This window comes from Acinetobacter sp. CY17, assembly GCF_059515825.1.
Genome location: NZ_JCAKMX010000020.1, coordinates 37,315 through 60,032, shown reverse-complemented (window position 1 = coordinate 60,032; position 22,718 = coordinate 37,315). Strand labels below are relative to the sequence as shown.

Sequence of the window (22,718 nt, the reverse complement as noted above, 5' to 3'; positions counted from 1 at the left end):
CTACATTTAATTTTCTATCCCAATTTGTTTTATACTGCAGCAGTCGTTTTCAGATCAAATATGGCCATGCAATTACACGCCGATTTTACTCAAACCGTTATTTTGTGTCCGGAAGATTATCATTGGACACCCTCCCCTGGCGGACAGGTGAATCGCGTGATGCTAGAACGCATTGGACAAGAGCGTGCCCGTGCTACCAGTTTAGTTGAGTACCCACAAGGTGCAAACTTCCCGAGTCATGATCATCCGTTGGGGGAGGAAATTTTAGTATTGTCTGGCATATTTACAGAAAATGACCAGCAACATTATGCGCAAGGTTGGTATTTACGTAATCCCCATCAATCCCAGCATCAACCATCAAGTGCAACGGGTTGCATTATTTTTGTCAAACTCATGCAAATGCAAGCCACAGAACAAACACCAGTTCGCATCAATACACACGATGCGTCACTTTGGGTGAATACACGCTATGGGCTACGTTTAGACTTGTACCAAGATCCATATGAGAACACCTATTTATTCAAACCTCGCTTGGCCCATCCTTTTAGCCTCTCAGACCCACAAGGTGTAGAATTATTGATTGTACAAGGGGCACTTCATACGCATAAGACTGTTTTCACTCAAGGCACATGGCTACGTCTTGCCGCGCACGATCAATTGCATTTTACTCAATCAGATCCAGATACCATCTTATATCTCAAACGTGGGCATCTGCTGCATGCTATGCATTTATGGCAGAAGACCGAGGCAGGATCAAACTAAATACCACACCCTTTTGCGTATTTTGAACTTTTGCTTCACCGCCATGCAATTGCATGATGGCGCGCACAATGGCTAAGCCTAAGCCACCTTGTTGTTGTGTTCTGGTACTGTCCACTTGATAAAAGCGTTCAAACAAATGGGCTAAATGTTGTTCAGCAATTTGCACATTTGGGGTAAGTACCTCAATCACGGTCTGCTGCTGTTGTTGATAAGCATGGATCTGAATGATGTGCTGAGGCTGCCCATATTGCAGACTATTACTGATTAAATTTGATAAAGCCCTTTGTATAAGTTCAAGATCAGCGTAGACAGTTTCGACTGCTAGACTTAACTGAAAAGACATCTGCTTTTCTTCAGCCCATAATTCAAAGTATTCGACTAGCTCCTCAAGCACCACTTTTAAATTTAGTTTTTGATAGGTCAACGCGGTATTGTTTTGCTCTGCTCTAGCAATAAATAACATATTGTTAATCATCTGATTTAAACGCTGATACTCGTCTAAATGCCGATCGAGGAGCTGCGCATATTGCTCAGCATCATATTGATTTAATAAAGCATATTGCGTTTGTGCCATCAGGTTATTTAAAGGCGTACGTAATTCATGAGCAATATCGGCTGAAAAACGAGCCAATTGCAAATAATTATTTTCAATCTTGATCAGCATCTGATTCAGGGTATACGCTAGCGTACTGAGTTCTGGACTCGATGGCTGAGCATTAAATACCTGCGACAACCGATTTAAATCAATTCTTTGTGCATCAGCAATCAATTGAGTCAGGCTAGATAGAATCTGTCGCCCTAGATAAGCCCCCAATAGACTCGACAAAATAATCCCTAACACACTATACAACACTAATTGTCGTAAATACGCGATTAAGGTTTGCCTATGTTCATGGCTCGCCTTACCTGCAATCAAGTCATAATACTGACCCCGATGCTCAAAGGATTGATAGGCTAAGCGCATAGAAAGGCTATGGGTATTGATATCTACAAATTGGATCTGTGCAGCACTAGACAGCTGCGGCAATGGTAACTGCTGTGGATTAATATTAATTAACGTCTGCTGACGATCTTTTAAAATCAATAAGCTATCGGCTTCACCCACCATATTTTGATACAATTTGGGATACTGTATCAACAAATTTAGGCTATCAGGATGCTGCAAAAACACACTCATACGCTCAATACGTGCGCTCAGCTGTTGTTGCAACTGCTGATCTAAAATATGTTGCATATTCTGATATGACAACCAACCAATGAGGCTAAACACCAGCAGACTGACAATGCTAAACGCCAAACTTAAACGCTGTACCAGAGTGAGCGACTTCATACTCATCCTAAACGATAGCCCATACCACGAATGGTATGAATCAGCTTAGTGGTATAGTCATCATCAATTTTACTGCGCAAACGTCGAATCGCAACATCAACCACATTGGTATCTGTCTCAAAGTTAATTTTCCATACTGCGGAAGCAATTTGAGCACGCGTTAAAATTTCACCCTGATGACGCATAAACAGATGTAATAAAGCAAATTCTTTGGCGGTTAATGCAATAGTGTGAGAAGCACGTGTGACTTGATGTTGCACAAGATCAAGCTTTAAATCTTGATAGGTATAAGCGGTCGGTTCACTATGGCCCACACGGCGTAAAACACTTTTTATCCGTGCCAAAAGTTCGATATAAGAAAAAGGCTTCACCAAGTAATCATCTGCACCTAACTCTAAACCTTTAACACGATCTAATACATCATCTTTGGCGGTGAGCATAAGCACTGGCGTATTAGAAAAAGTTCTTAGCGTTTGTAACACCTGCCAGCCATCGAGCTCTGGCAACATGACATCCAACAATACCAAATCGTAACACTCATTGTGGAGGTGAACTAAGGCCTGCCGACCATTTTGACAATGCTCAGTAAAATAACCTGAATCGGCTAAACTTGTAGCAAGGAATTCAGCTGTTTTCAGCTGATCTTCAACAATAAGAATTTTCATACTGCTATTGTAAATAAAATCTAGCCTTAGGCACATTACAAATCAGTAATTTGATTGTCATCTTATCCAAGCAAAGTTTTGATTAAGCTTGTGGCATCAGATGAGATTGGATGAAAAATCATGAAAAGCATACTGGGCATAACTGTGCTACTGATGAGTAGCATGAGTTGGGCCTTACCCACGCACTATGCGATGGATTTAAATTTTGCTCAGCAACTTGGACAGAAAACCATGCAGAGCTGCCAACAATTGAGTCAGCCTGCGGCTGTGGTAGTGCTCGATCAAGGTGGGCAAGTGCTCTTTAGTCAACGCCATGAAACAGTGGGCCCACACAATTTAATTGCTGCGCAAAAAAAGGCCTATACCGCATTTTCAACCAAAACAGCAACCCTGCAATTTATGCGCCAGGCTCAAAGCAATCCTGATGCACAGAATCTAAACACTTTAGATAATTTGCTACTTTTAGGCGGTGGAATCCCCATTTATGTTGACCAGAAATTGCTAGGTGCCCTCGGTGTGGCAGGTGCTGGTGGCTCTGAGCAGGACCATGCATGCGCCAATCAGGCAGTTCAACAGATCATCCAAAAACATCTATCTTTAAAAGGAAAATAATATGTTCATTAAACTTTTAACCATGAGCACTGTTTTATTTACAACTCAAGCTATGGCCCAAAACCCACTGAGCGTTCATGTACTAAATTTGGAAAATGGCCTACCTTCTGCCAATGTACATGTGGTGCTTGAAGAACAAAAAAATGGTCAATGGGTTAAGCTCTCTGAAGCAAAGACCAATCAACAAGGCCGTATTAGCGCTTTATTTCCAGAAAAGCAAAAATTCAGCAACACAACTTATAAAGTAACCTTTAAGACTGGTGACTGGTTTAAAGCCAAACAACAACAGACGTTCTTCCCTGAAGTACCCGTAATTTTTCAAACTGATGGTTCTGTTGAGCACTATCATATTCCGTTATTACTGAGCCCTTATGGTTATTCTACATATCGTGGTAATTAAACAAAAAAAAGCCTGATCATTTGATCAGGCTTTTTTTATATTGCAGACTTAAAGTGCAACAATATTTACAGCGCTAGGACCTTTTTGGCCTTCAACAACACTGAAAGACACTTTTTGGCCTTCAGTTAATGTTTTGAAACCAGAACCAGTAATTTCTTTGAAGTGTGCGAATACATCTGGACCAGTTTCAGGTTGAATAAAACCAAAACCTTTAGTTTCGTTAAACCATTTTACTGTACCAGTCATAGTATTTGACATATAAAAACCTATTTCATTTTAATATTTATGCATGTGCATAAAAGAGATTTGACTTCAAAACGTATTGAGATTTTAGTTTGAAAATTAGACTGCGAAGAATTAATAAATAACACACCGAAATTTAAAAAAAACACCAACCAAATATCGTTTTTATGTTGAAGTTTTATTTTAAAGTAAAAACATCAGATATACGAGGTTTTTTTCTATTTATTTGACCAACGGTCTACTCTAGCAGCAATAATTCCCAATTACAGGCTAAAATGCCTACTCTTGAATGACTAGAGTATAGAAACGACCCTAGCTAAAACAGAAAAAGCCCCAATTATTGGGGCTTTGATAAATTTTATTTCCAAATGAGTGGCGACTGATTTTGCTCAGCTTCATAACGCGATTCAAGTGGCATACCGGTACGATCTTTAAGCAAACAGATCGCCAACAGGGCTAAACCTGCTAATGACATGAGATAGATGGTCACTAACGTGGTTGAACCTGACACTCCAATCAGCCATGCCGCAATCATTGGTGCAAAGGCACCGCCCATAATTGAGCCAATCGCATAGGTAATGGAAATACCTGAAAAACGAATAGATGCAGGGAACAGTTCAGTATATAAAATTGCATTAACACCATGGGTAAAGCCAACGCCCATAGACAAAAAGAATAAAGCTAAAGCAATTCCTGCATAGTTTGCAGTATCCACCAGTGGAAATACCACCAATGCAGCAACCAATTGTAAAACTGCACCTAAGATATAGATTTTTTTACGGCCAAACTTATCTGATAATACTGCCGAGAACCAAGTAAAAAATGCCCACACTACAGCTGAAAGTGTGACTAAGAGTAAAATTGTTGAACGTTCTAGCGCAATTGGACCTGCTGGATTGGTGGTATAGTTTTGAATAAAACCACCTGTGGTCATATATCCTAAGCCTGTGGTTCCAGCACACAGTAATGCAGCTAAAAACACCGTTAACTTATGATCTTTGAATAAGGTTTTAATTGGCTGTTCATTCGTGGCTTTACGTTGTTTAATTTCCTCAAATACTGGGCTCTCACCAATGGCACGGCGAATCCAATGGCCCACCAATAACAAAACCACGCTTAATAAGAAAGGTACACGCCAGCCCCATTCGGTAAACGCCTCTCCAGGCGCAACCCATTTAGTCATAATCACTAATACCAAAGAAGCTAACAGCAATCCAAAAGGAATCCCTAGCTGAGGATAAGAGCCAAAACGACCACGCTTTTCTTTAGGTGCATGTTCAACTGCCATTAATACCGCACCACCCCATTCACCACCTGCTGAAATACCCTGCAAGATACGCAATAAAATCAACAAAATAGGTGCTGCTATACCAATACTGGCATAGGTAGGAAGCAAACCAATGGCAACTGTTGATCCTCCCATTAAAATTAAGGTAATCACTAACATTGCACGGCGACCAATTTTATCCCCGTAATGGCCTGCAATAAAAGCACCTAGTGGACGAAATAAAAAGCTAATTCCAACCGAAGCAAAAACCAACAATGTTGCAAATAGTGGCCCTGCTGGTGTGAAAAACAGTTGATTAAAGACTAAGCCTGCAACAGCAGCGTAGACAAAATAGTCATACCACTCAATGGTGGTACCGACAATCGTTGCATAAGCAACTTTACGATCTGCGCTGGTATCATGTGCCGCTGGTGCACTTGCAGTTGTTGTTATCGTTTCACTCATAGACATGTCCTCGTTGTTCCTTAACGACAGATGTTTTAATTACTTGTTTTACAAATTAATCTTGATTTTTCCTTGACCACGTGAACAGCAACTCATCATACGTCGCATGGCATCACGCTCTGTGGGAGTGAGTACTTTATCGCGGTGTTCAATGGCGCCCTCTACCACCTCCACTTGGCAACTGCCACATAAGCCTTCTTTACAATCTGAACTGATCTCCACGCCATGCTCAAGCAAACACTCCAATAGGGTCTGCTGTGCTGTAACATGCAATGTACGTTGACTGCTCATCAGCTCAACTTCAAAGGCTTGATTATTCTGCTCAAGGTTTAAAGCGCTAAAGTGTTCAATCGTCAGTTCGACTGCATCATTACAATGTAATTGCTGTAATTGCTCGAGCAAAGCTGCCGGACCACACGCACATAACTGCGTTTGTGGCGCAAGACTTTGATATAAATCGGTCAAATCCAGTCGTTGTATGTGGCTTAGATAAACTTGAGTCTGTGGATGTCGAGCTAAAACCTCATCCAACAGCGGCATTTGTGCCTCATCTCTTCCTAAATAAATGAGTCGATAATCACGACCGTGTTGTTTAAGTTGGTTCGCCATAGCGAGAATAGGCGTAATACCAATCCCTGCTGCCAGCAATACATGTTGCTGCGCCTGCAGATTGAGTTGAAAAAAGTTCTTAGGGCCACGAATATCTAAAGCATCACCTACTTTTAAGTGTTGGTGTAACCACGCCGAACCACCACGGCTATTGTCGGCATGTTTGACCACAATGCGGTAGTGTTGATCATCCACTGCCGAACATAAAGAATATTTACGTTGTAAGCCATTGGGCAGATGTAGCTCAACATGCGCGCCCGCCTGCCAAGTCGGTAAATCATCTGCTATTGCCACCAGTTCAATACTTTTACAACATGCATTGATTTGTTCAATATGTTGAACTTTTACCTGACGATACAGGTGCTTAGAATCAGGTGGACCTATTTTAAAATCCATACGCGCTGGAGTGGATTGCTCATGTTGCCATTCAACCCACAGCGCTTTAGGACCACGAAACGATGTATTGGCTAAATATACAAACTCTTGATCACAGAGCCTTAAATCCGGAAAATGACGAGTAAGTGCTTCAATAAAAATACAGATTTCCATGCGTCCAATGTTACGTCCCATACATTGATGGGCACCATAACCAAAGGTGAGATGTTCTGCAGAATTATCGCGATATAGATCAATTTCATCCGGTGCATTGAAGTGGCGTGGATCTTGATTGGCCGTTGCAGAGACTAAAAAGATTTTATCGCCTGCTTTAAAATCAATACCATTAAAATGAATATCTTGTGTCACCTGACGGCGCCAAGACACTACGGAACCTGCATAACGTAAACACTCTTCTACAGCTTGAGGGATGAGTTCCGGGTGTTGAGACAACTTCCGCCAAAGTTGAGGACGTTCTAGTAATACTTTCACTGCATTGCTTGCAGCCAATGATGTGGTCTCATGTGCAGCCACCATAATCGCCATCATCATAGAATGCAGGTAATTGTCGGTGACCACCTCCGGCATGGCTTTATTTTGCGCAATCATGTCATACATCCAGCCTTGACCATCCGACTGTTGCTTCATTTTTTCTAGCACTTGACCCGAGTATTGCCAAAATTGCCCCACACCCTCAGCGACAGCACACTGCTCATCTACACTTGGACGACCCCAAGTATTGACAGTATGTGCCACAGCAAATTTTTTCAGTTCTTGCATATCCTCTTCAGGAATACCTAAAAAATGCAGCGCCACCATTAAAGGCACATCCCAGAATAATTCTGCGACTAAATCAGCTTTTTGCTTATGGGCAAATTGCTCAACTTTTTCTGTTACCAGCTTATGTACAAATTGTTTAAGTGTTTCTAGCTGCTGTGGTGCAAAGGCATCCAATAAAGCACGGCGGCGTTGCATATGCACTGGTTCATCTTCATTGACCAAGGTGCGATTCATTGCATAGTGATACTTTTTTAAGATCGCATCTGCTTCTGGGCTATTGGGTGTAAGCTTTTCCAGTGCATTACACGCTGAGAAGACAATTGGATCACGGAAAATAGCTTTGACATCGTCATAACGGGTGACGATCCAATAGCCCATATTTTCAGAGTAAAAAATCGGCAACTGCTCACGAAAATCGTGCAAGGCAGTCGCAGGATCTTGTTGATAAGCCTGATCAAAGAAATCAAAACTTTTGGCTGCATCTTGCAGCTGATGAAACGGACAGCCTGCCCCTTCCTTGGCCACGTAGCTATTCATTGTTGTTATCCTTCATCTATTGTTCTAATATAGAACATCTTGTTCTAATTCATAAAATATAGCCTACTTTAAGCGCGCTCAACTTGTCAATCCATCGACAAATAAAAAGCGATACATAATTTTATAAATTAAATATATCAGAGAATCATAATGGATACACTACAAACTTTAGAAAAAGGTTTAATCACTTTAAATTATGTGGCGCAAAAAAATGCGCAGCTGAGCATTGCTGAACTTGCCAGTGCACTCAAGATCAATCGCACTACGATGTATAAGATTGTACACACCCTAGAACAGCAAGGTTTGGTGAGGGTTAACCTCAGTAATCAGGTCGAATTGGCCAGCAAAGTGATTGACTTATATAGCAGCTACAGCCGTCTTATTCCTTTACAAGCTCAAGTGGTTTTGGATGAGTTAGCACAGTTGACCAATATGCCCAGCGCCTTAGTCATTGCTGAAGGACAAGAATGTGTGGTGGTCAAGACTGCTTTTCCAGAGAATTTATTGCTAAAAATTAATTATCAACTAGGTTCAAGGCATCCCATTGGCATTGCGGCAGCAGGTCAAGTGTTGGCAAGCTTATTAACCGATGCCCATCAACACAGCCAATTAGAGCAGGTACGCCAGCAAGGCTATGCCTATTCACAAAATGTATTGCAACAAGGTGCTGCAGGTTTATATGTGCCGATCCCCAAACGCCACATGACCTTAGGTGTAACTCAATTGGGCGAGATTGATATTGCACGTTATTTGCCGTTCTTACAACGTGCAGCATTGGCCTTAAGTGGCGAAGCTTAAGCTCCTCAAGCAGCAGCCAAAAAAAAACGACCATCTCTGGTCGTTTTTTTTGGCTGATTTAAATTTCACATTTACTCTTCTAATAAGCTTCTGAGCATCCAAGCTGTTTTTTCATGAACATCGAGTCGTTGTGTCAGTACATCTGCTGTCGGCTGATCATTAGCAGCATCCACTACCTCAAAAATACCACGCGCAGTACGTGCCACAGCTTCATGAGCATTCACTAAAATTTGAATCATTTCGGTTGCTTTGGGTACGCCCTCTACTTCTTGAATAGACGCCAGCGCAACAAATTGTTTATACGTACCTGGTGCAGGGAATCCCAAGGCCCGAATACGCTCTGCAATAATATCTAAGGCATTCCATTGTTCAGTGTACTGTTGCATAAACATATTATGTAGGCTATTGAATTGTGGCCCTGTCACGTTCCAATGGAAGTTATGCGTCATTAAGTACAGTGTATAACTATCCGCGAGTAAGCGTGAGAGTCCTTCTACAATTTTACTGCGATCTTCTGTTGAAATACCAATATTGATTTTGGCTGATTTGGGTTGGTTTTTATGTCCCACAATATGACTCCATTTTTTATTGATTCACAGCCCAAACACCATAGCATGCTTTGTAATAATCAGTATAAAGCTTAACAAAAATGCTGTACTTGTTGAGCAATTTTCAACATCTTGCTGCAAGCTACTGAGTGCATTGACTGATATGTATAGACCTTTATCATCACTGTCTTGGGCATTGCTCTATGCTTTTGTGATGTCGTGGTAAAAATTAGACTGTTGTGTTGCTTTAATTGCTGCAATTTATACATTTTTTAAGTTTAGATATCTCTTTAACGCATATCTATGCCTGACCATAGTGTCTAAAAATCAACAGTACACCACCTAAACAAATAAAAAATCAAAGACTTAGATTAGCACTTTTTTGCTACTACTTGTGGCTTTTTCTGTTAAACACTTTTTTTGCTATTTTCTGCATAAATCGCCATTTCTCTTGCAAAATGCGCTTGGTTAACGTGTCGGCATTAGATAAGGAATGCTTTATGACACGTTTACATCCTCCAGCACAACATATTCACTCGGATCAAGAGGCAATTGCTGCAGCATATCAAGTGGCAGATTTGGCTTTAGCTGGTCGTAACCTGCGCGACCAACAACGCCTATTACCTTTTGATGAAATTGAGGCCTTTAGTCAACGTGGTTTAGGCGGTATGCGTATTCCAAAATCTTTTGGTGGTGCACGTATTTCGCATAAGACCTTGGCACATGTGTTTCGTATTCTCAATAAAGCCGATTCGAGTCTAGGACAAATTCCACAAAATCAAATCAGCCTCTTGTACCTGATTGAACTGATGGGCACAGAGCAGCAAAAACAGTTTGTATTTGAGCAAATTTTGCAAGGCAAACGTTTAGCCAATGGTGGGCCTGAAAAAAACACCAAAGATACCAAAACCTTAGCCACACATTTAAGCCATGAAAACGGTCAATATTTTGTCGATGGAGAAAAGTTTTATTCCACAGGCAGTCAATTCGCCGATTGGCTGGCGATTAAAGCCATTCATCCTGAAGGACATGTGGTGCTGACGTTGGTGGATCGTTATGCTCAAGGAGTAGAAGTGATTGACGATTGGGACGGTTTTGGTCAGCGTACTACCTCAAGTGGCACCGTGAAACTTGAGCACGTTGCTATTGATCCTTTATTAATTTTTGATGAACGAATTTTAACTCAAACTCCTAATTATCGCGGTGCATATTCACAACTGTTACAAGTCGCGATTGATGTTGGCATTGCTGAAGCTGCTTTTGCCGATACATTAACCGCCATTCATAAGGCACGTCCGATTATCGACAGTGGTGTAGATAAAGCCAGCCTTGAGCATTACACCCTGCATGAAGTGGGTCGTTTAAACATTTTATTGGATGCAGCCATCTTACTGCTCGATGAAGCGGCAGACTACTTAGAACAGCTTGAAGCCCAACATAATATGAGCTTTGAGGACGCCGCCAAAGCTTCAATTTTGGTGGCAGAGGCCAAAGTCTATGCCAACGACGCTGCCTTACACATTTCAGAAAAACTGCTTGAACTTGGCGGTAGTCGCGCAAGCTTAAGTCAACATAACCTTGATCAGCATTGGCGCAATGCGCGTGTCCATACCCTACACGATCCAGTACGCTGGAAAATTCATGCCATTGGCAACTATTACTTAAATGATGTGTTACCTGCACGTCATGCGTGGATTTAAGGAGAACAATATGACCTCTTATCAAGTGATTGAAGCCTCTCGCCAGCATGCGCATGTGATTGAGTCCGACGCAGAAGCCTTAGCCATTGCAGCACAGTTAGCTGAGCAGTTTAAAGCAGGTGCAATCGCGCGTGATGCAAAACGCCTATTACCTTTTGAACACATTGAAGCCTATAGTCAATCGGGTTTATGGGCCATTACAGTACCTAAAATCTATGGTGGGGCTGAAGTCTCTCGTTTAACCCTTGCCAAAGTGATTGCATTGATGAGCGGTGTAGACGGTTCAATTGGACAAATTCCACAAAATCACTTCTATGCTTTAGAGGTATTACGTAATACAGGAAATGAACAACAAAAACAAAAACTGTATCAAGAGGTATTACAAGGTGCTCGTTTTGGTAATGCTCTTGCCGAGTTTAAAACCAAAAATGCCAGTCTAAAACAGACATCCATACAAGCAACTGAACAGGGCTACGTGATTAACGGTGAGAAATTTTATTGTACAGGCAGTTTATTTGCACACCGTATTCCAACTTTGGTCAAAGATGCCGAGCAACGAGAGTTTTTAGCTTTTATTCCAAGAGAAAGTGCAGGCTTAGAAGTTATTGATGATTGGAGCGGCTTTGGTCAACGCACCACAGGCAGCGGCACAGTTAAGTTTCATCAAGTTTCTGTCGCTGCCGAAGATGTCATTCCCTTTGATACTGCCTTTTCACAGCCCACCCTCGTTGGCCCAATTGCGCAAATTATGCATGCTGCCATCGAAGTTGGAATTGCACGTGCTGCTTTCGAAGAAATGCGCTCACGTATTCATCAAGCACGTCCTTGGATTGATGCTCAAGTTGATAGCGCCGTTCAAGATCCACTTACTATTTATGAAGTTGGTCGGATTGCAGTCGATGTGCGCGCCAGCGAAGTCTTACTCAAGCAAGCGGCACAATCGATTGATGCTGCCTACCCCGAGCCTAATGCCAACAATGTGGCCAAAGCTTCGATTGATGTGGCCAAAGTACGTGCCCATAGTTCAGAAACTGCGCTTAAAGCTGCCTCTAAATTGATTGAACTGGCAGGTAGCCGCGGGAGCCAACGTGAAGCAGGTTTAGACCGCTTTTGGCGCAATGCACGGGTACACACCTTACATGATGCTGCACGCTGGAAATATTATTTTATTGGGCAATTTGCATTAAATGGCACACTGCCGCCACGTCGAGGGACTTTGTAATGCAACAGATTTTACTCAATGCCTTTGACATGAATTGTGTAGGGCATATTAATCATGGCTTATGGACGCATCCACGAGATGAATCACATCGTTTCGATCAACTCAGCTACTGGATAGACTTGGCACAAACTTTAGAACAAGGTTTATTCGATGGCTTATTTATCGCTGATATTACGGGCAGTTATGATGTTTATCAAAACAGTTTAGATTTAACTTTAAAAGAATCCATCCAGTTGCCAAGCCACGACCCAAGTACTTTAGTGTCTGCCATGGCAGCAGTGACACAACATTTGGGCTTTGGGATTACCGTGAATTTAAGCTATGAGAATCCGTATCAATTGGCACGGCGCTTTGCCAGCCTAGACCACTTAACCCAAGGTCGGATTGGCTGGAATATTGTCACAGGCTATTTAGACAGCGCAGCACGTTTAGTCGGTCAGACCAGCTTAACTGAACATGATTTACGTTATGAACAGGCCGAAGAATTTTTAAGCCTATGCTATAAATTTTGGGAAGGTTCTTGGCAAGAAGATGCGGTTCAAAAAGATAAAGCAGCTCGGGTTTTTACCGACCCCACTAAAGTACATGCGATTTACCATCAAGGTAAATTTTACCAAAGCCAAGGGGTGTTTCAAGTCGCACCCTCTATCCAGCGCACGCCCGTTTTGTTTCAAGCGGGTGCTTCAAGCCGTGGTTTAAGTTTTGCGACCGAGCATGCTGAAGCGATGTTTATTGGTGCAGATACACCTGAAAAAGTTCAAAAGCAAGTACACACTATTCGGCACTTGGCTAAGCAACAAGGACGTGATCCAGCGCTGCTCAAGTTATTTGTGGGCATTACTGTGGTTACAGCAGCAACAGATGCACAGGCCCACGAAAAATTTGCTGAATATTGTCGCTATGCCAGCCCAGAGGCCGGTCTGGCACATTTTTCAAGTTCAGTGGGAATAGATTTAGCGCGTTTCTCAGAACATGAGGCCATTCCCTACCAAAAAACCAATAGCATTGCTTCTGTGAATCAACGCTTTAAACAACAAAGTGTTAGCGTTGCTGACCTCAAACAACAACATATATTGGGCGGACGCTATCCGCTATTTATTGGCAGTGGGGCAAGCGTAGCACAGCAATTGATTGATTATTTAGATGAAACTGGCATTGACGGTTTTAACCTGACCCGTACGGTTGCACCTGAATCACATCAAGATTTCATTCGTTACGTGATACCCGAACTGCAACAACGCGGCCGCTATAAGACTGCTTATCAAGAAGGCAGCTTACGCCACAAACTTATCGGTCAAGGTGATCGTTTAGGCTCTAACCATCCCGTACACAATTACCGAATTGATCAAAACATCACTTCACAACACATAAGTGCATAATTTTAGGATATTGAACATGACAGCACAAACCAATAAAAAGAAATTACTAGGCCTTGGCGCAGTTGCAGCAGCGCTAATCTTAGGCTTGAGTGCATGGAGCCTTAATCAAAATACCGCTCATGAACAACTGGTGATCGGTATTAGCCCATCTTTTGCCAAACCCTTACAAATTGCTGCTGAAGAAGTTAAAGCTCAAGGGGTAGATGTCAAATTGGTTGAATTTTCCGACTGGAATACACCTAATATTACCTTAAACCATGGCGATATTGACGCGAACTTCTTCCAGCATCAACCCTTTTTAGACAATGCCAAAAAAGAAACTGATTTTAAAATTAAAGCCTTTGCCAAAGGTGCCGCCACTCACGTCGGTCTATATTCAAAAAAATATCAAAGCTTAGATCAGCTTCCACAAGAAGCGCGCGTAGCTATTCCCAATGATCCTGTCAATCAAGGCCGTGCCCTACAACTGCTGCAACAAGCAGGCCTGATTAGCTTAAAAGATGCAGATAACTATTTATCTAGGCTGAGTGACATTGCCACCAATCCAAAAAACTTTAAATTTATTGAAGTAGAAGGACCACAAACAGCCCGTGCTATTGATGATGTTGATTTAGCCTTTGGCTACCCACATTACTTACGCATGGCAAAAACGGCTGATCCAGAAAAAGCATTGCTCTTTGATGACAATACCAATAGCCGCTATGCCATCTTATTTGCAGTACGTGAAGACTACGAAGATAAAGGCGACAAACTTGCTAAATTTGTCCATGTCTATCAAAACTCACCCAAAGTAAAAGCAGCTTTGGATGCAGATTTTGGCAGCACTTTGTGGTTCCCAGGTTGGAAATAAGGAGAACGATATGGTGAGTTTTGGCGCACAGGTGGACTTTGCTGTTCCACATATTAAAATTCGTGACCTCAATAAATATTATGATGTGCAAGGTCGTCAGGTACATGCCTTAAAAAATATCCAACTGGATATTCCTCAAGGCAAGATTTTTGGCATTATTGGTAAAAGTGGCGCAGGAAAATCGTCTCTGATTCGTACTTTAAATGGTCTAGAAGCAATTAGCTCAGGCAGTATTCATATTCATGAGCAAAATTTAGCAGAATTGAGTCATCAAGATTTAATTCGACTACGTCAACGTATTGGTATGATTTTCCAGCACTTTAATTTAATGTCTGCCAAAACTGTATGGTCCAATGTCGCCTTACCCCTAAAAATTGCCGGTGTGGCGCCAGATCAAATCAAAAGCCGTGTAGATGAAGCCTTAAGTTTGGTCGGTTTAGCGGATAAAGCTGAGCATTATCCATCGCAACTTTCAGGTGGACAAAAACAGCGTGTCGGTATCGCGCGTGCTTTAGTGCATCATCCAGAAATTTTACTTTGTGATGAAGCAACCTCGGCGCTTGACCCAGAAAGTACCTCAGTGGTGCTGAGTTTACTTAAAGAAATTAATCAAAAATTAGGCTTAACCATCGTCTTAATTACCCATGAAATGCAAGTGATTCGCGAAATTTGTGATGAAGTGGTGGTGATTGAAGGCGGTGAAATTGTCGAGGCAGGACAAGTTTGGAAGGTGTTTTCACGTCCACAGCAAGCCATTACCCAAGAGCTGCTTAATCTTGAACAACTTGAATTGCCATTCGAGCTGCATTCACAGCCTCATGCAGACGATACCCATTGTATTTTAAAGTTGCGCTATGAATCTAATGTTCAACAGTCACCCGATTTAACGCAAATTTTTACAGTTTTTGATCACCCCGTACAATTACTACAAAGTCATGTGGATCAAATCCAAGGACATTTGATTGGTACGATCATTATTGCTGTACACAGTACATCTTTAGATCGATATCAGCTCAAACAAAAATTACAACAACACGTTGCAGGGGTAGAGGAGCTTGGCTATGCACGACCAACTTATTGATTTATTACTTACAGGCACCATTGATACTTTACTTATGGTTGGTATATCTGCCCTGTTTGCCTTTTTAATTGGTCTACCCATGGCAGTGGTTCTGGTCAGCACCTCAGAACATGGAATCTATCCTTCAAAAAGTACCAATCAAGCCTTAGGCTGGATCGTCAATATTACCCGCTCCATTCCTTTCTTAATTTTAATGGTCGCTCTCATTCCGCTGACACGTTTAATTGTTGGTACCAGTTACGGTGTGTGGGCTGCGGTGGTGCCATTGACTTTAGCAGCCACCCCTTTCTTTGCCCGAATTGCTGAAGTCAGTTTACGTGAAGTCGATCAAGGTTTAATTGAAGCGGCACAAGCGATTGGCTGTAACCGTAAACAAATTATTTGGCATGTGCTATTGCCAGAAGCGCTACCTGGCATTGTGGCAGGATTCACTGTGACCTTAGTCACCATGATCAACTCTTCTGCAATTGCGGGTGCGATTGGGGCTGGTGGCTTAGGTGATATTGCTTACCGCTATGGTTACCAACGTTTTGATATGCAAATCATGTTAGCCGTGATTGTTGTTTTGGTGGTTTTAGTGATGTTGGTACAAGCCACAGGCGATAGCATTTCTCAACAACTTGATAAACGTAAGATCTAAAAAAAGCCCCTCACTTGAGGGGCTTTTTTTAATAAAATAGCTGACCAATTTTATAAACTAAAATTATCATCCCTGTGGCTGATGCCGACAAAACGCTTAACTCAATGATGCTCATTGTTTATCCTCCATAATTGACGCGCTTATAATTGTTTTACGTCAAATTCAGTATAACCATAAAAACAAAAAATTACAAAATATAGGTGAAATATCTATTTTTTTACCTAAAAACACTTTAATTACGTTATTTGTAATTTTTATTACTCTAAAAATGAGGCATTAATTGGTTTTAAAATAAATATATGTTATTGTTTTTATTTGTATTTTATTAAAATATCGACTAAAAATCAGATTTTAGTACTGTAATTGAACCACTAGAATTACAAGACTCTTCTGTTAAATAAACAATTTTAGCCATGCGCTTACAGCACCTAAAGCATAAAATACCAAAAATAACAGACCTTTATTCAAAGCGAACATAAAAAATAAGGTTTTTTAGCCCTAAAAACTGCCACTTTGCTCCTTTCACGCGAAAAATCAGGCTTGAATCAGATTATTAAATTTATATTAAAAATCATATTGGACAGTAAAAAGGTGGCTTTCATCGAAAATGCACATAATTTTATTGCTTTTGCTCAGCCTCAACTGCCTTGCCTGCATAAGACCCATGTGCCACTAAAACACAGCTCAAGGTATAGATTTAAGTCGCACAAATCATTCTGAAATCTCCCCGATCTTAAACGATGTTTTGGCTCTGGTTGATCAGCATTATTTAACTTATCACATCACTGATGTCAGCTATCAGCTTAGCTGCCATGCAATTATGATTTGCTCTCATTTGAACCTCTAAGACTAAAGTTGCAGATGGGCCAGCACACCATAAAATTGCTTAAAAAAAACTCGTAATTGAGGGTTTTTTATCATTTTTTAAACAACTCGTTCAATCGAACATCTCAATTAAGCCCTTAATATTGGTATGACCAATTAAATATTGGTTCACCCAATATTGCAAAAAAATCACTTTAAAAATATGATTACCCGCAAAATTAGCACATATAGCTAATTTATAGGGTAAATTGGTCTTACCAATTTAATATGAATGATAATTTTGTACTCGCTAGCATTTCAAGGAGATGACAATGCTGCAACAGTGGCAACAGATTTACGATCCCATGGGCAATATCTGGATTTCCAGTGCGATTGCCCTTATTCCGATTATCTTTTTCTTCTTAGCCTTAGCGGTTTTTCGTATGAAAGGCAGCGTTGCGGGTACGATCACTGTCGTATTGGCTTTACTCGTTTCGCTATTTGCTTATGACATGCCCATCGCTATGGCGTTTGCATCGCTTGGCTATGGTTTCTTGTATGGCTTATGGCCTATTGCTTGGATCATTCTAGGCGCTTTGTTTTTATATAAAATTTCGGTTAAAACCGGTCAATTTGACATTATTCGCTCTTCGATTTTGTCCATTACCGAAGATCAGCGTTTACAAATGCTGTTGGTGGGTTTTGCCTTTGGTACTTTTTTAGAAGGTGCTGCAGGTTTTGGTGCACCCGTAGCCATTACTGCAGCACTTTTAGTGGGCCTCGGCTTTAAACCGCTTTATGCAGCAGGTCTTTGCCTGATCGTCAATACTGCACCAGTAGCCTTTGGCGCTATGGGGATTCCAATTATTGTCGCAGGGCAAGTCTCTGGTGTGGACACCATGGAAATTAGCCAAATGGTCGGTCGTCAATTGCCGTTTATGGTACCGATTGTCCTGATTTGGATTATGGCGATTATGGATGGTTGGCGCGGTGTGAAAGAAACCTGGCCTGCGATCTTTGTCGGTGGTGGTTCATTTGCCTTAGCACAATATTTAACCTCTAATTTTGTGGGTCCGGAATTACCCGATATTACCGCAGCCATTGCCGCATTAGTAAGCTTAACGCTCTTGCTCAAATACTGGCAACCCAAACACATTTTCCGTTTTAAAGATGAAGATGCACAAGTTGACTCAAACGTTTTAGCAGATGCCAATAAAAAATATAGCATTGGCCAAATTGCCAAGGCATGGTCGCCATTTGCGATTTTAACGGCGATGGTGACGCTGTGGAGTATTAAACCATTTAAGGATTTGTTTGCTAAAGGTGGCCCACTAGAACACTTGGTGTTTTCTTTTGAAGTGCCATTTTTACATCAAATGATTCAAAAGCTACCACCTGTTGTGCCTGATATCAAAGATTATGACGCGATTTATAAATTTGATTGGCTCTCTGCCACAGGTACCGCCATTTTTATTGCAGCGATGATTACCATGTTGTATTTAAAAATGAAGCCACGCGATGCGGTGACAACTTTTGCAGAAACCTTTACAGATTTAAAAACGCCAATCTATTCAATTGGTATGGTGCTGTCATTTGCATTTATTGCTAACTACTCAGGTATGTCAGCAACCCTAGCATTGGCTTTGGCACATACGGGTGATGCTTTTGTGTTCTTCTCACCATTTTTAGGTTGGGTTGGGGTGTTTTTAACGGGTTCAGACACTTCTGCCAATGCGCTATTCTCTGCCCTACAAGCCACAACTGCGCAGCAAATTGGTGTACCAGAAGTGTTGTTGGTTGCAGCCAATACCAGTGGTGGGGTGACCGGTAAGATGATTTCCCCGCAATCGATTGCGATTGCCTGTGCTGCGGTGGGTTTAGTGGGTAAAGAATCAGATTTATTCCGCTTTACCGTGAAACACAGTATCGTGTTTACCATCATGATCGGTATTATTATCACCTTACAAGCATATGTCTTCCCATGGATGATTCCATAAGTGGCAATTAAGGTGATTCAGGTATGAAAGTTTCCGAAAAAGTGGTGCAAAGTCTTAAAACTTTAGTTGAAACCCAACAACTACAAGTCGGAGATCGACTACCTGCAGAGCGTAAATTATGTGAGCAACTTGGGGTTTCGCGTTCATCCTTACGCGAAGCCATCCAGCAATTGGTCAGCCAAGGAATGCTGTATAGCCGTATGGGTGCGGGTAATTATTTACAGCAATTGCCACAGCATTGGTCACAGCAGCAAATTGTACAACCGATTAGTCATTTAATGGATGAAGATCCAGCTTATCGTTTTGATGTACAAGAGGCACGCTTGATTTTAGAAGGTGGCTGTGCATGGCATGCAGCAACGCGCGCCACACCTGAAGATTTAGCCAAAATTCGCCGCTGCTATGATCAGATTAGTCACTTTCAAGCCTTGGTCGATGACCACCAAGCTGCCAAAGCCGATGCTGAATTTCATTTGGCTATTGCCGAAGCATCGCACAATTTAGTGCTGATTCAAATGATGCGCAGTCTATTTGATCTGCTGGAATATAACGTGGTATTGGGCCGTCGTAAGGTCTATACCGAGCACAACCGTTACGATCAACTGCGTGACCAACATTATCAAGTCATGGCCGCGATCGAACGTCGTGATCCAGAGGCTGCGCGCCAAGCCGTATGTGGTCACATCGAGTATATCATTGAACAAGTGCGTGCGATTGACGAAGCCGATGCGCGTCGTCAACGTGCCAGTCGATTAAACAGGATCTCATTATGATTATCTCTTCTGCAAATGATTACCGTGAAGCCGCGCGTCGTCGCTTGCCACCTTTTTTGTTCCACTATATTGATGGTGGCGCTTATGCAGAATATACCTTAAAGCGTAACGTTGAAGATTTATCGCAAATCGCCTTACGTCAACGTGTCCTCAATGACATGTCACAATTGTCATTAGAAACCAAACTGTTTAATGAAACCTTATCCATGCCCGTGGCGCTGTCGCCTGTGGGTTTAACGGGCATGTATGCACGCCGTGGCGAAGTCCAAGCTGCCGTTGCAGCAGACAAAAAAGGCATTCCTTTTACCTTATCGACTGTTTCTGTCTGCCCCATTGAAGAAGTAGCACCTGCCATTCAGCGCCCGATGTGGTTTCAGTTGTATGTACTACGTGACCGTGGCTTTATGAAAAATGCCCTAGAGCGTGCCAAAGCCGCAGGTTGCTCTACCTTGGTGTTTACTGTGGATATGCCAGTACCGGGTGCACGTTACCGTGATGCCCATTCAGGCATGAGCGGCCCCAATGCAGCGATGCGTCGTTATATGCAATCCTGCATGCATCCACATTGGGCATGGAATGTTGGCATGATGGGTCGCCCGCATGATCTGGGCAATATCTCCAAATACTTAGGTAAACCGACCGGTCTTGAAGATTATATTGGCTGGTTAGGCGCCAATTTTGACCCTTCAATTTCATGGAAAGATTTAGAGTGGATTCGTGATTATTGGGATGGCCCAATGGTCATTAAAGGCATTTTAGATCCGGAAGATGCCAAAGATGCAGTACGTTTTGGTGCCGATGGGATTGTGGTGTCCAATCATGGCGGTCGTCAATTAGATGGCGTACTTTCATCTGCACGCGCCCTGCCCCCGATTGCCGATGCAGTGAAAGGTGATCTGACCATTTTAGCCGATTCAGGTGTGCGTAACGGTCTGGATGTAGTGCGTATGTTAGCCCTTGGTGCAGATACCTGCATGCTCGGCCGTGCCTTTGTGTATGCCTTAGGTGCTGCAGGCGGTGCAGGTGTAAGCAATTTACTCGATCTGATTGACAAAGAAATGCGCGTTGCGATGACCTTAACCGGTGCGCGTACGATTGCCAATATCACTGAAGATTGCTTAGTAAAATTAGACCGCGAATTAAAACAAGGATAAGTCGACATGCATGCTCAAGCTGGCTTTAATGCTCAAGATACGTTAAAACAACTGCAACATGTAGTGGGTAAAACCCATGTACTCACCGATGATCAAGATACGCGTTTATACCGTCAAGGTCGTCGTTATGGTGCCGGTGAAGTATTTGCCGTGGTGAGTCCTGGTAGCCTGCTTGAGCAATGGCGTGTGTTAGAAATTGCCGTCGCTGCCGATTGCATTGTAATTATGCAAGCGGCTAACACCGGTTTAACCGGTGGTTCTACCCCATTTGGCGATGATTATGATCGTCCTATCGTGTTAATGAGCACACGCCGTTTACAAGGCGTTCAGGTCATTAATGATGCCAAACAAGTAGTGTGTTTACCTGGTGCCACCTTAGATACTTTAGAAAAACAACTCGCGCCTCATGGCCGTGAACCGCATTCTGTCATTGGCTCGTCATGTATTGGTGCCTCTGTCTTAGGTGGCGTATGTAACAACTCAGGCGGTGCTTTAGTGCGCCGTGGCCCTGCCTATACCGAACTGGCCTTATATGCACGCGTCAATGAACAAGGTCAATTAGAACTGATTAACCATTTGGGCATTGATTTAGGTCATAGCCCCGAAGAGATTTTAACCCGCCTCGAACGTGGGGATTACCAATCCCAAGATATTCAACAAGACGAACATCGCTGTGGTTCAGACCGTCATTATCAACATGATGTTTGTCAAGTTGATGCCGATACCCCAGCGCGCTTTAATGCTGATCCATCACGTTTATTCGAAGCGTCAGGCTCTGCCGGTAAAGTCTGCGTATTTGCGGTACGTCTCGATACCTTTGAAAAAATTCCAAGCCAAGTCTTTTATGTCGGCACCAATTCACAAGAAGATTTAACTGCCATTCGTCGTTTTTTACTCACTGATTTACCGCGTTTACCCATTGCGGGTGAATATATTCACCGGGTAGCCTATGACATTGGCGCCAAATATGGCAAAGACAGTTTCCTATTTATTGAAAAATTTGGTACTGCCAAAGTTCCTGCCGCTTTTGCCATGAAAGATAAAGTCGATGGCTACTTAAATAAATGGGGTATGCGCGGTTTAAGCGATAAAATCTTACAGTTAGTCACCAAATTTTTACCGTCCCATTTGCCTAAACGCATGAATGATTTCCGCGATTTATACGAACATCATTTAATTTTGCGGATTGAAAATCAAGACGTCGAGCAAGTGAATCGCTTTTTAAAGCAGTATTTTGGCGCCATGCAAAGTGGTCATTACTTCTTATGTGATGAAGATGAAGGACGCAAAGCCTTTTTACACCGTTTTGCGGTTGCCGGTGCTGCCATTCGTTACCGTGATACCCATCTAGATGAAGTCGAAGATATTGTCGCCCTAGATATTGCCCTACGTCGTAATGACCGTGAATGGGTGGAAACATTGCCTGCCGAGATGGACGACAAAATCATCCACAAATTGTATTACGGGCATTTTATTTGCCATGTATTCCATCAAGATTATATTGTCAAAAAAGGCGTTGATCCTTTAAAAATGGAACATGCGATGTGGAAACTACTGGATCAACGTGGGGCTGAATATCCTGCTGAACATAATGTCGGACATTTATATGTGGCAAAGCCAGCCCTTAAGCAGCACTATCAATACCTAGATCCAACCAATCGCTTTAACGTTGGCATTGGCCATACCTCCAAACGTAAATATTGGCAGTAATGTCAATCTCGTGACTC

General features: G+C 42.2%; 20 protein-coding genes. 14 read left to right on the top strand and 6 right to left on the bottom strand.

Translation table 11 applies throughout. From position 1 onward, the window contains the following. Positions 1 to 66: 66 nt before the first annotated feature. Positions 67 to 762 carry a cupin domain-containing protein gene (locus tag AC5YCI_RS13115; protein ID WP_496129916.1) on the top strand — a complete coding sequence of 232 codons (696 nt, stop codon included), beginning with the start codon at positions 67 to 69 and terminating at the stop codon, positions 760 to 762. On the opposite strand, the gene AC5YCI_RS13110 is transcribed toward AC5YCI_RS13115, so the two are convergent. Beyond that, positions 722 to 2,092, bottom strand: a complete 1,371-nt coding sequence (locus AC5YCI_RS13110; protein WP_496175653.1) for a heavy metal sensor histidine kinase — start codon at positions 2,090 to 2,092, stop codon at positions 722 to 724. The two genes, AC5YCI_RS13115 and AC5YCI_RS13110, sit on opposite strands and share 41 nt — an antisense overlap. Positions 2,093 to 2,094: 2 nt before the next feature. Then, positions 2,095 to 2,757: a heavy metal response regulator transcription factor gene (locus AC5YCI_RS13105; RefSeq protein ID WP_496129887.1), complete on the bottom strand. Its 663-nt coding sequence runs from the start codon at positions 2,755 to 2,757 to the stop codon at positions 2,095 to 2,097. Positions 2,758 to 2,877: 120 nt separating this feature from the next. Between AC5YCI_RS13105 and AC5YCI_RS13100 the strand changes: the two genes are divergently transcribed. Beyond that, on the top strand, positions 2,878 to 3,369 hold the full coding sequence (locus AC5YCI_RS13100; protein ID WP_496175652.1) for a heme-binding protein: 492 nt from the start codon (positions 2,878 to 2,880) through the stop codon (positions 3,367 to 3,369). A 1-nt stretch (position 3,370) separates the two neighbouring features. After that, positions 3,371 to 3,769 carry a hydroxyisourate hydrolase gene (uraH, locus tag AC5YCI_RS13095; RefSeq protein ID WP_496129885.1) on the top strand — a complete coding sequence of 133 codons (399 nt, stop codon included), beginning with the start codon at positions 3,371 to 3,373 and terminating at the stop codon, positions 3,767 to 3,769. A gap of 48 nt (positions 3,770 to 3,817) precedes the next feature. Here uraH and AC5YCI_RS13090 read toward each other — a convergent pair whose 3' ends face one another. The 3 genes from AC5YCI_RS13090 to AC5YCI_RS13080 all read right to left on the bottom strand — a co-directional run bounded on the left by AC5YCI_RS13090 (position 3,818) and on the right by AC5YCI_RS13080 (position 8,045). Then, the gene (locus tag AC5YCI_RS13090) at positions 3,818 to 4,027 is read right to left on the bottom strand and encodes a cold-shock protein (protein ID WP_122902335.1); all 210 of its coding nucleotides are present in this window, start codon (positions 4,025 to 4,027) and stop codon (positions 3,818 to 3,820) included. Between the two features lie 343 nt (positions 4,028 to 4,370). After that, entirely contained in the window at positions 4,371 to 5,744 is a 1,374-nt protein-coding gene (locus tag AC5YCI_RS13085) for an MFS transporter (RefSeq protein WP_496175651.1), read from the bottom strand. A gap of 48 nt (positions 5,745 to 5,792) precedes the next feature. Continuing rightward, entirely contained in the window at positions 5,793 to 8,045 is a 2,253-nt protein-coding gene (locus tag AC5YCI_RS13080) for a cytochrome P450/oxidoreductase (RefSeq protein WP_496175650.1), read from the bottom strand. 150 nt (positions 8,046 to 8,195) lie between these two features. On the opposite strand from AC5YCI_RS13080, the gene AC5YCI_RS13075 reads away from it, so the two are divergent. Continuing rightward, entirely contained in the window at positions 8,196 to 8,843 is a 648-nt protein-coding gene (locus AC5YCI_RS13075) for an IclR family transcriptional regulator (protein WP_496129882.1), read from the top strand. 71 nt (positions 8,844 to 8,914) lie between these two features. Here the strand turns inward: AC5YCI_RS13075 and AC5YCI_RS13070 are convergent, their stop codons facing one another. After that, positions 8,915 to 9,412: a Dps family protein gene (locus tag AC5YCI_RS13070; protein WP_496129881.1), complete on the bottom strand. Its 498-nt coding sequence runs from the start codon at positions 9,410 to 9,412 to the stop codon at positions 8,915 to 8,917. Positions 9,413 to 9,891: 479 nt separating this feature from the next. Here AC5YCI_RS13070 and AC5YCI_RS13065 point away from each other — a divergent pair, with 479 nt between their 5' ends. The 10 genes from AC5YCI_RS13065 (at position 9,892) to dld (ending at position 22,701) form a co-directional block, all read left to right on the top strand. Next, entirely contained in the window at positions 9,892 to 11,091 is a 1,200-nt protein-coding gene (locus AC5YCI_RS13065; RefSeq protein WP_496175649.1) for an SfnB family sulfur acquisition oxidoreductase, read from the top strand. 10 nt (positions 11,092 to 11,101) lie between these two features. Then, positions 11,102 to 12,313 (top strand): SfnB family sulfur acquisition oxidoreductase, encoded by a 1,212-nt coding sequence (locus tag AC5YCI_RS13060; RefSeq protein WP_496175648.1) that lies wholly within the window; start codon positions 11,102 to 11,104, stop codon positions 12,311 to 12,313. Next, positions 12,313 to 13,692 (top strand): LLM class flavin-dependent oxidoreductase, encoded by a 1,380-nt coding sequence (locus AC5YCI_RS13055; protein WP_496129878.1) that lies wholly within the window; start codon positions 12,313 to 12,315, stop codon positions 13,690 to 13,692. The genes AC5YCI_RS13060 and AC5YCI_RS13055 overlap by 1 nt, the downstream gene beginning before the upstream one ends. A 16-nt stretch (positions 13,693 to 13,708) precedes the next feature. Beyond that, on the top strand, positions 13,709 to 14,542 hold the full coding sequence (locus AC5YCI_RS13050; RefSeq protein WP_496129877.1) for a MetQ/NlpA family ABC transporter substrate-binding protein: 834 nt from the start codon (positions 13,709 to 13,711) through the stop codon (positions 14,540 to 14,542). A gap of 10 nt (positions 14,543 to 14,552) precedes the next feature. Continuing rightward, a complete protein-coding gene (locus AC5YCI_RS13045) occupies positions 14,553 to 15,623 on the top strand; it encodes a methionine ABC transporter ATP-binding protein (RefSeq protein WP_496129876.1) in 1,071 nt (356 codons plus the stop codon). Then, the gene (locus AC5YCI_RS13040) at positions 15,604 to 16,263 is read left to right on the top strand and encodes a methionine ABC transporter permease (protein ID WP_496129875.1); all 660 of its coding nucleotides are present in this window, start codon (positions 15,604 to 15,606) and stop codon (positions 16,261 to 16,263) included. The genes AC5YCI_RS13045 and AC5YCI_RS13040 overlap by 20 nt, the downstream gene beginning before the upstream one ends. 1,130 nt (positions 16,264 to 17,393) lie before the next feature. Next, complete coding sequence (gene lldP / locus AC5YCI_RS13035) at positions 17,394 to 19,064, top strand: L-lactate permease (protein WP_496175647.1); 1,671 nt, start codon at positions 17,394 to 17,396, stop codon at positions 19,062 to 19,064. Between the two features lie 23 nt (positions 19,065 to 19,087). Next, complete coding sequence (gene lldR / locus AC5YCI_RS13030) at positions 19,088 to 19,837, top strand: transcriptional regulator LldR (protein WP_496175646.1); 750 nt, start codon at positions 19,088 to 19,090, stop codon at positions 19,835 to 19,837. Continuing rightward, positions 19,834 to 20,991: an FMN-dependent L-lactate dehydrogenase LldD gene (gene lldD / locus AC5YCI_RS13025; protein WP_496175645.1), complete on the top strand. Its 1,158-nt coding sequence runs from the start codon at positions 19,834 to 19,836 to the stop codon at positions 20,989 to 20,991. The genes lldR and lldD overlap by 4 nt, the downstream gene beginning before the upstream one ends. A gap of 6 nt (positions 20,992 to 20,997) precedes the next feature. After that, positions 20,998 to 22,701, top strand: coding sequence for a D-lactate dehydrogenase (gene dld, locus AC5YCI_RS13020; RefSeq protein ID WP_496175644.1), 1,704 nt, complete (start codon positions 20,998 to 21,000; stop codon positions 22,699 to 22,701). The last annotated feature ends 17 nt before the right edge of the window (positions 22,702 to 22,718 follow it).

What these genes read in the sequence shown, in the direction of transcription:
- uraH (WP_496129885.1), top strand. Translation starts at nt 3,371, where the DNA reads ATGTTCATTAAACTTTTAACCATGAGCACTGTTTTATTTACAACTCAA.
- AC5YCI_RS13105 (WP_496129887.1), bottom strand. Translation starts at nt 2,757, where the DNA reads ATGAAAATTCTTATTGTTGAAGATCAGCTGAAAACAGCTGAATTCCTT.
- AC5YCI_RS13065 (WP_496175649.1), top strand. Translation starts at nt 9,892, where the DNA reads ATGACACGTTTACATCCTCCAGCACAACATATTCACTCGGATCAAGAG.
- AC5YCI_RS13110 (WP_496175653.1), bottom strand. Translation starts at nt 2,092, where the DNA reads ATGAAGTCGCTCACTCTGGTACAGCGTTTAAGTTTGGCGTTTAGCATT.
- AC5YCI_RS13090 (WP_122902335.1), bottom strand. Translation starts at nt 4,027, where the DNA reads ATGTCAAATACTATGACTGGTACAGTAAAATGGTTTAACGAAACTAAA.
- AC5YCI_RS13045 (WP_496129876.1), top strand. Translation starts at nt 14,553, where the DNA reads ATGGTGAGTTTTGGCGCACAGGTGGACTTTGCTGTTCCACATATTAAA.
- AC5YCI_RS13085 (WP_496175651.1), bottom strand. Translation starts at nt 5,744, where the DNA reads ATGAGTGAAACGATAACAACAACTGCAAGTGCACCAGCGGCACATGAT.
- lldP (WP_496175647.1), top strand. Translation starts at nt 17,394, where the DNA reads ATGACAATGCTGCAACAGTGGCAACAGATTTACGATCCCATGGGCAAT.
- AC5YCI_RS13040 (WP_496129875.1), top strand. Translation starts at nt 15,604, where the DNA reads ATGCACGACCAACTTATTGATTTATTACTTACAGGCACCATTGATACT.
- AC5YCI_RS13050 (WP_496129877.1), top strand. Translation starts at nt 13,709, where the DNA reads ATGACAGCACAAACCAATAAAAAGAAATTACTAGGCCTTGGCGCAGTT.
- AC5YCI_RS13075 (WP_496129882.1), top strand. Translation starts at nt 8,196, where the DNA reads ATGGATACACTACAAACTTTAGAAAAAGGTTTAATCACTTTAAATTAT.
- lldD (WP_496175645.1), top strand. Translation starts at nt 19,834, where the DNA reads ATGATTATCTCTTCTGCAAATGATTACCGTGAAGCCGCGCGTCGTCGC.
- AC5YCI_RS13100 (WP_496175652.1), top strand. Translation starts at nt 2,878, where the DNA reads ATGAAAAGCATACTGGGCATAACTGTGCTACTGATGAGTAGCATGAGT.
- lldR (WP_496175646.1), top strand. Translation starts at nt 19,088, where the DNA reads ATGAAAGTTTCCGAAAAAGTGGTGCAAAGTCTTAAAACTTTAGTTGAA.
- AC5YCI_RS13080 (WP_496175650.1), bottom strand. Translation starts at nt 8,045, where the DNA reads ATGAATAGCTACGTGGCCAAGGAAGGGGCAGGCTGTCCGTTTCATCAG.
- AC5YCI_RS13060 (WP_496175648.1), top strand. Translation starts at nt 11,102, where the DNA reads ATGACCTCTTATCAAGTGATTGAAGCCTCTCGCCAGCATGCGCATGTG.
- AC5YCI_RS13055 (WP_496129878.1), top strand. Translation starts at nt 12,313, where the DNA reads ATGCAACAGATTTTACTCAATGCCTTTGACATGAATTGTGTAGGGCAT.
- AC5YCI_RS13115 (WP_496129916.1), top strand. Translation starts at nt 67, where the DNA reads ATGCAATTACACGCCGATTTTACTCAAACCGTTATTTTGTGTCCGGAA.
- dld (WP_496175644.1), top strand. Translation starts at nt 20,998, where the DNA reads ATGCATGCTCAAGCTGGCTTTAATGCTCAAGATACGTTAAAACAACTG.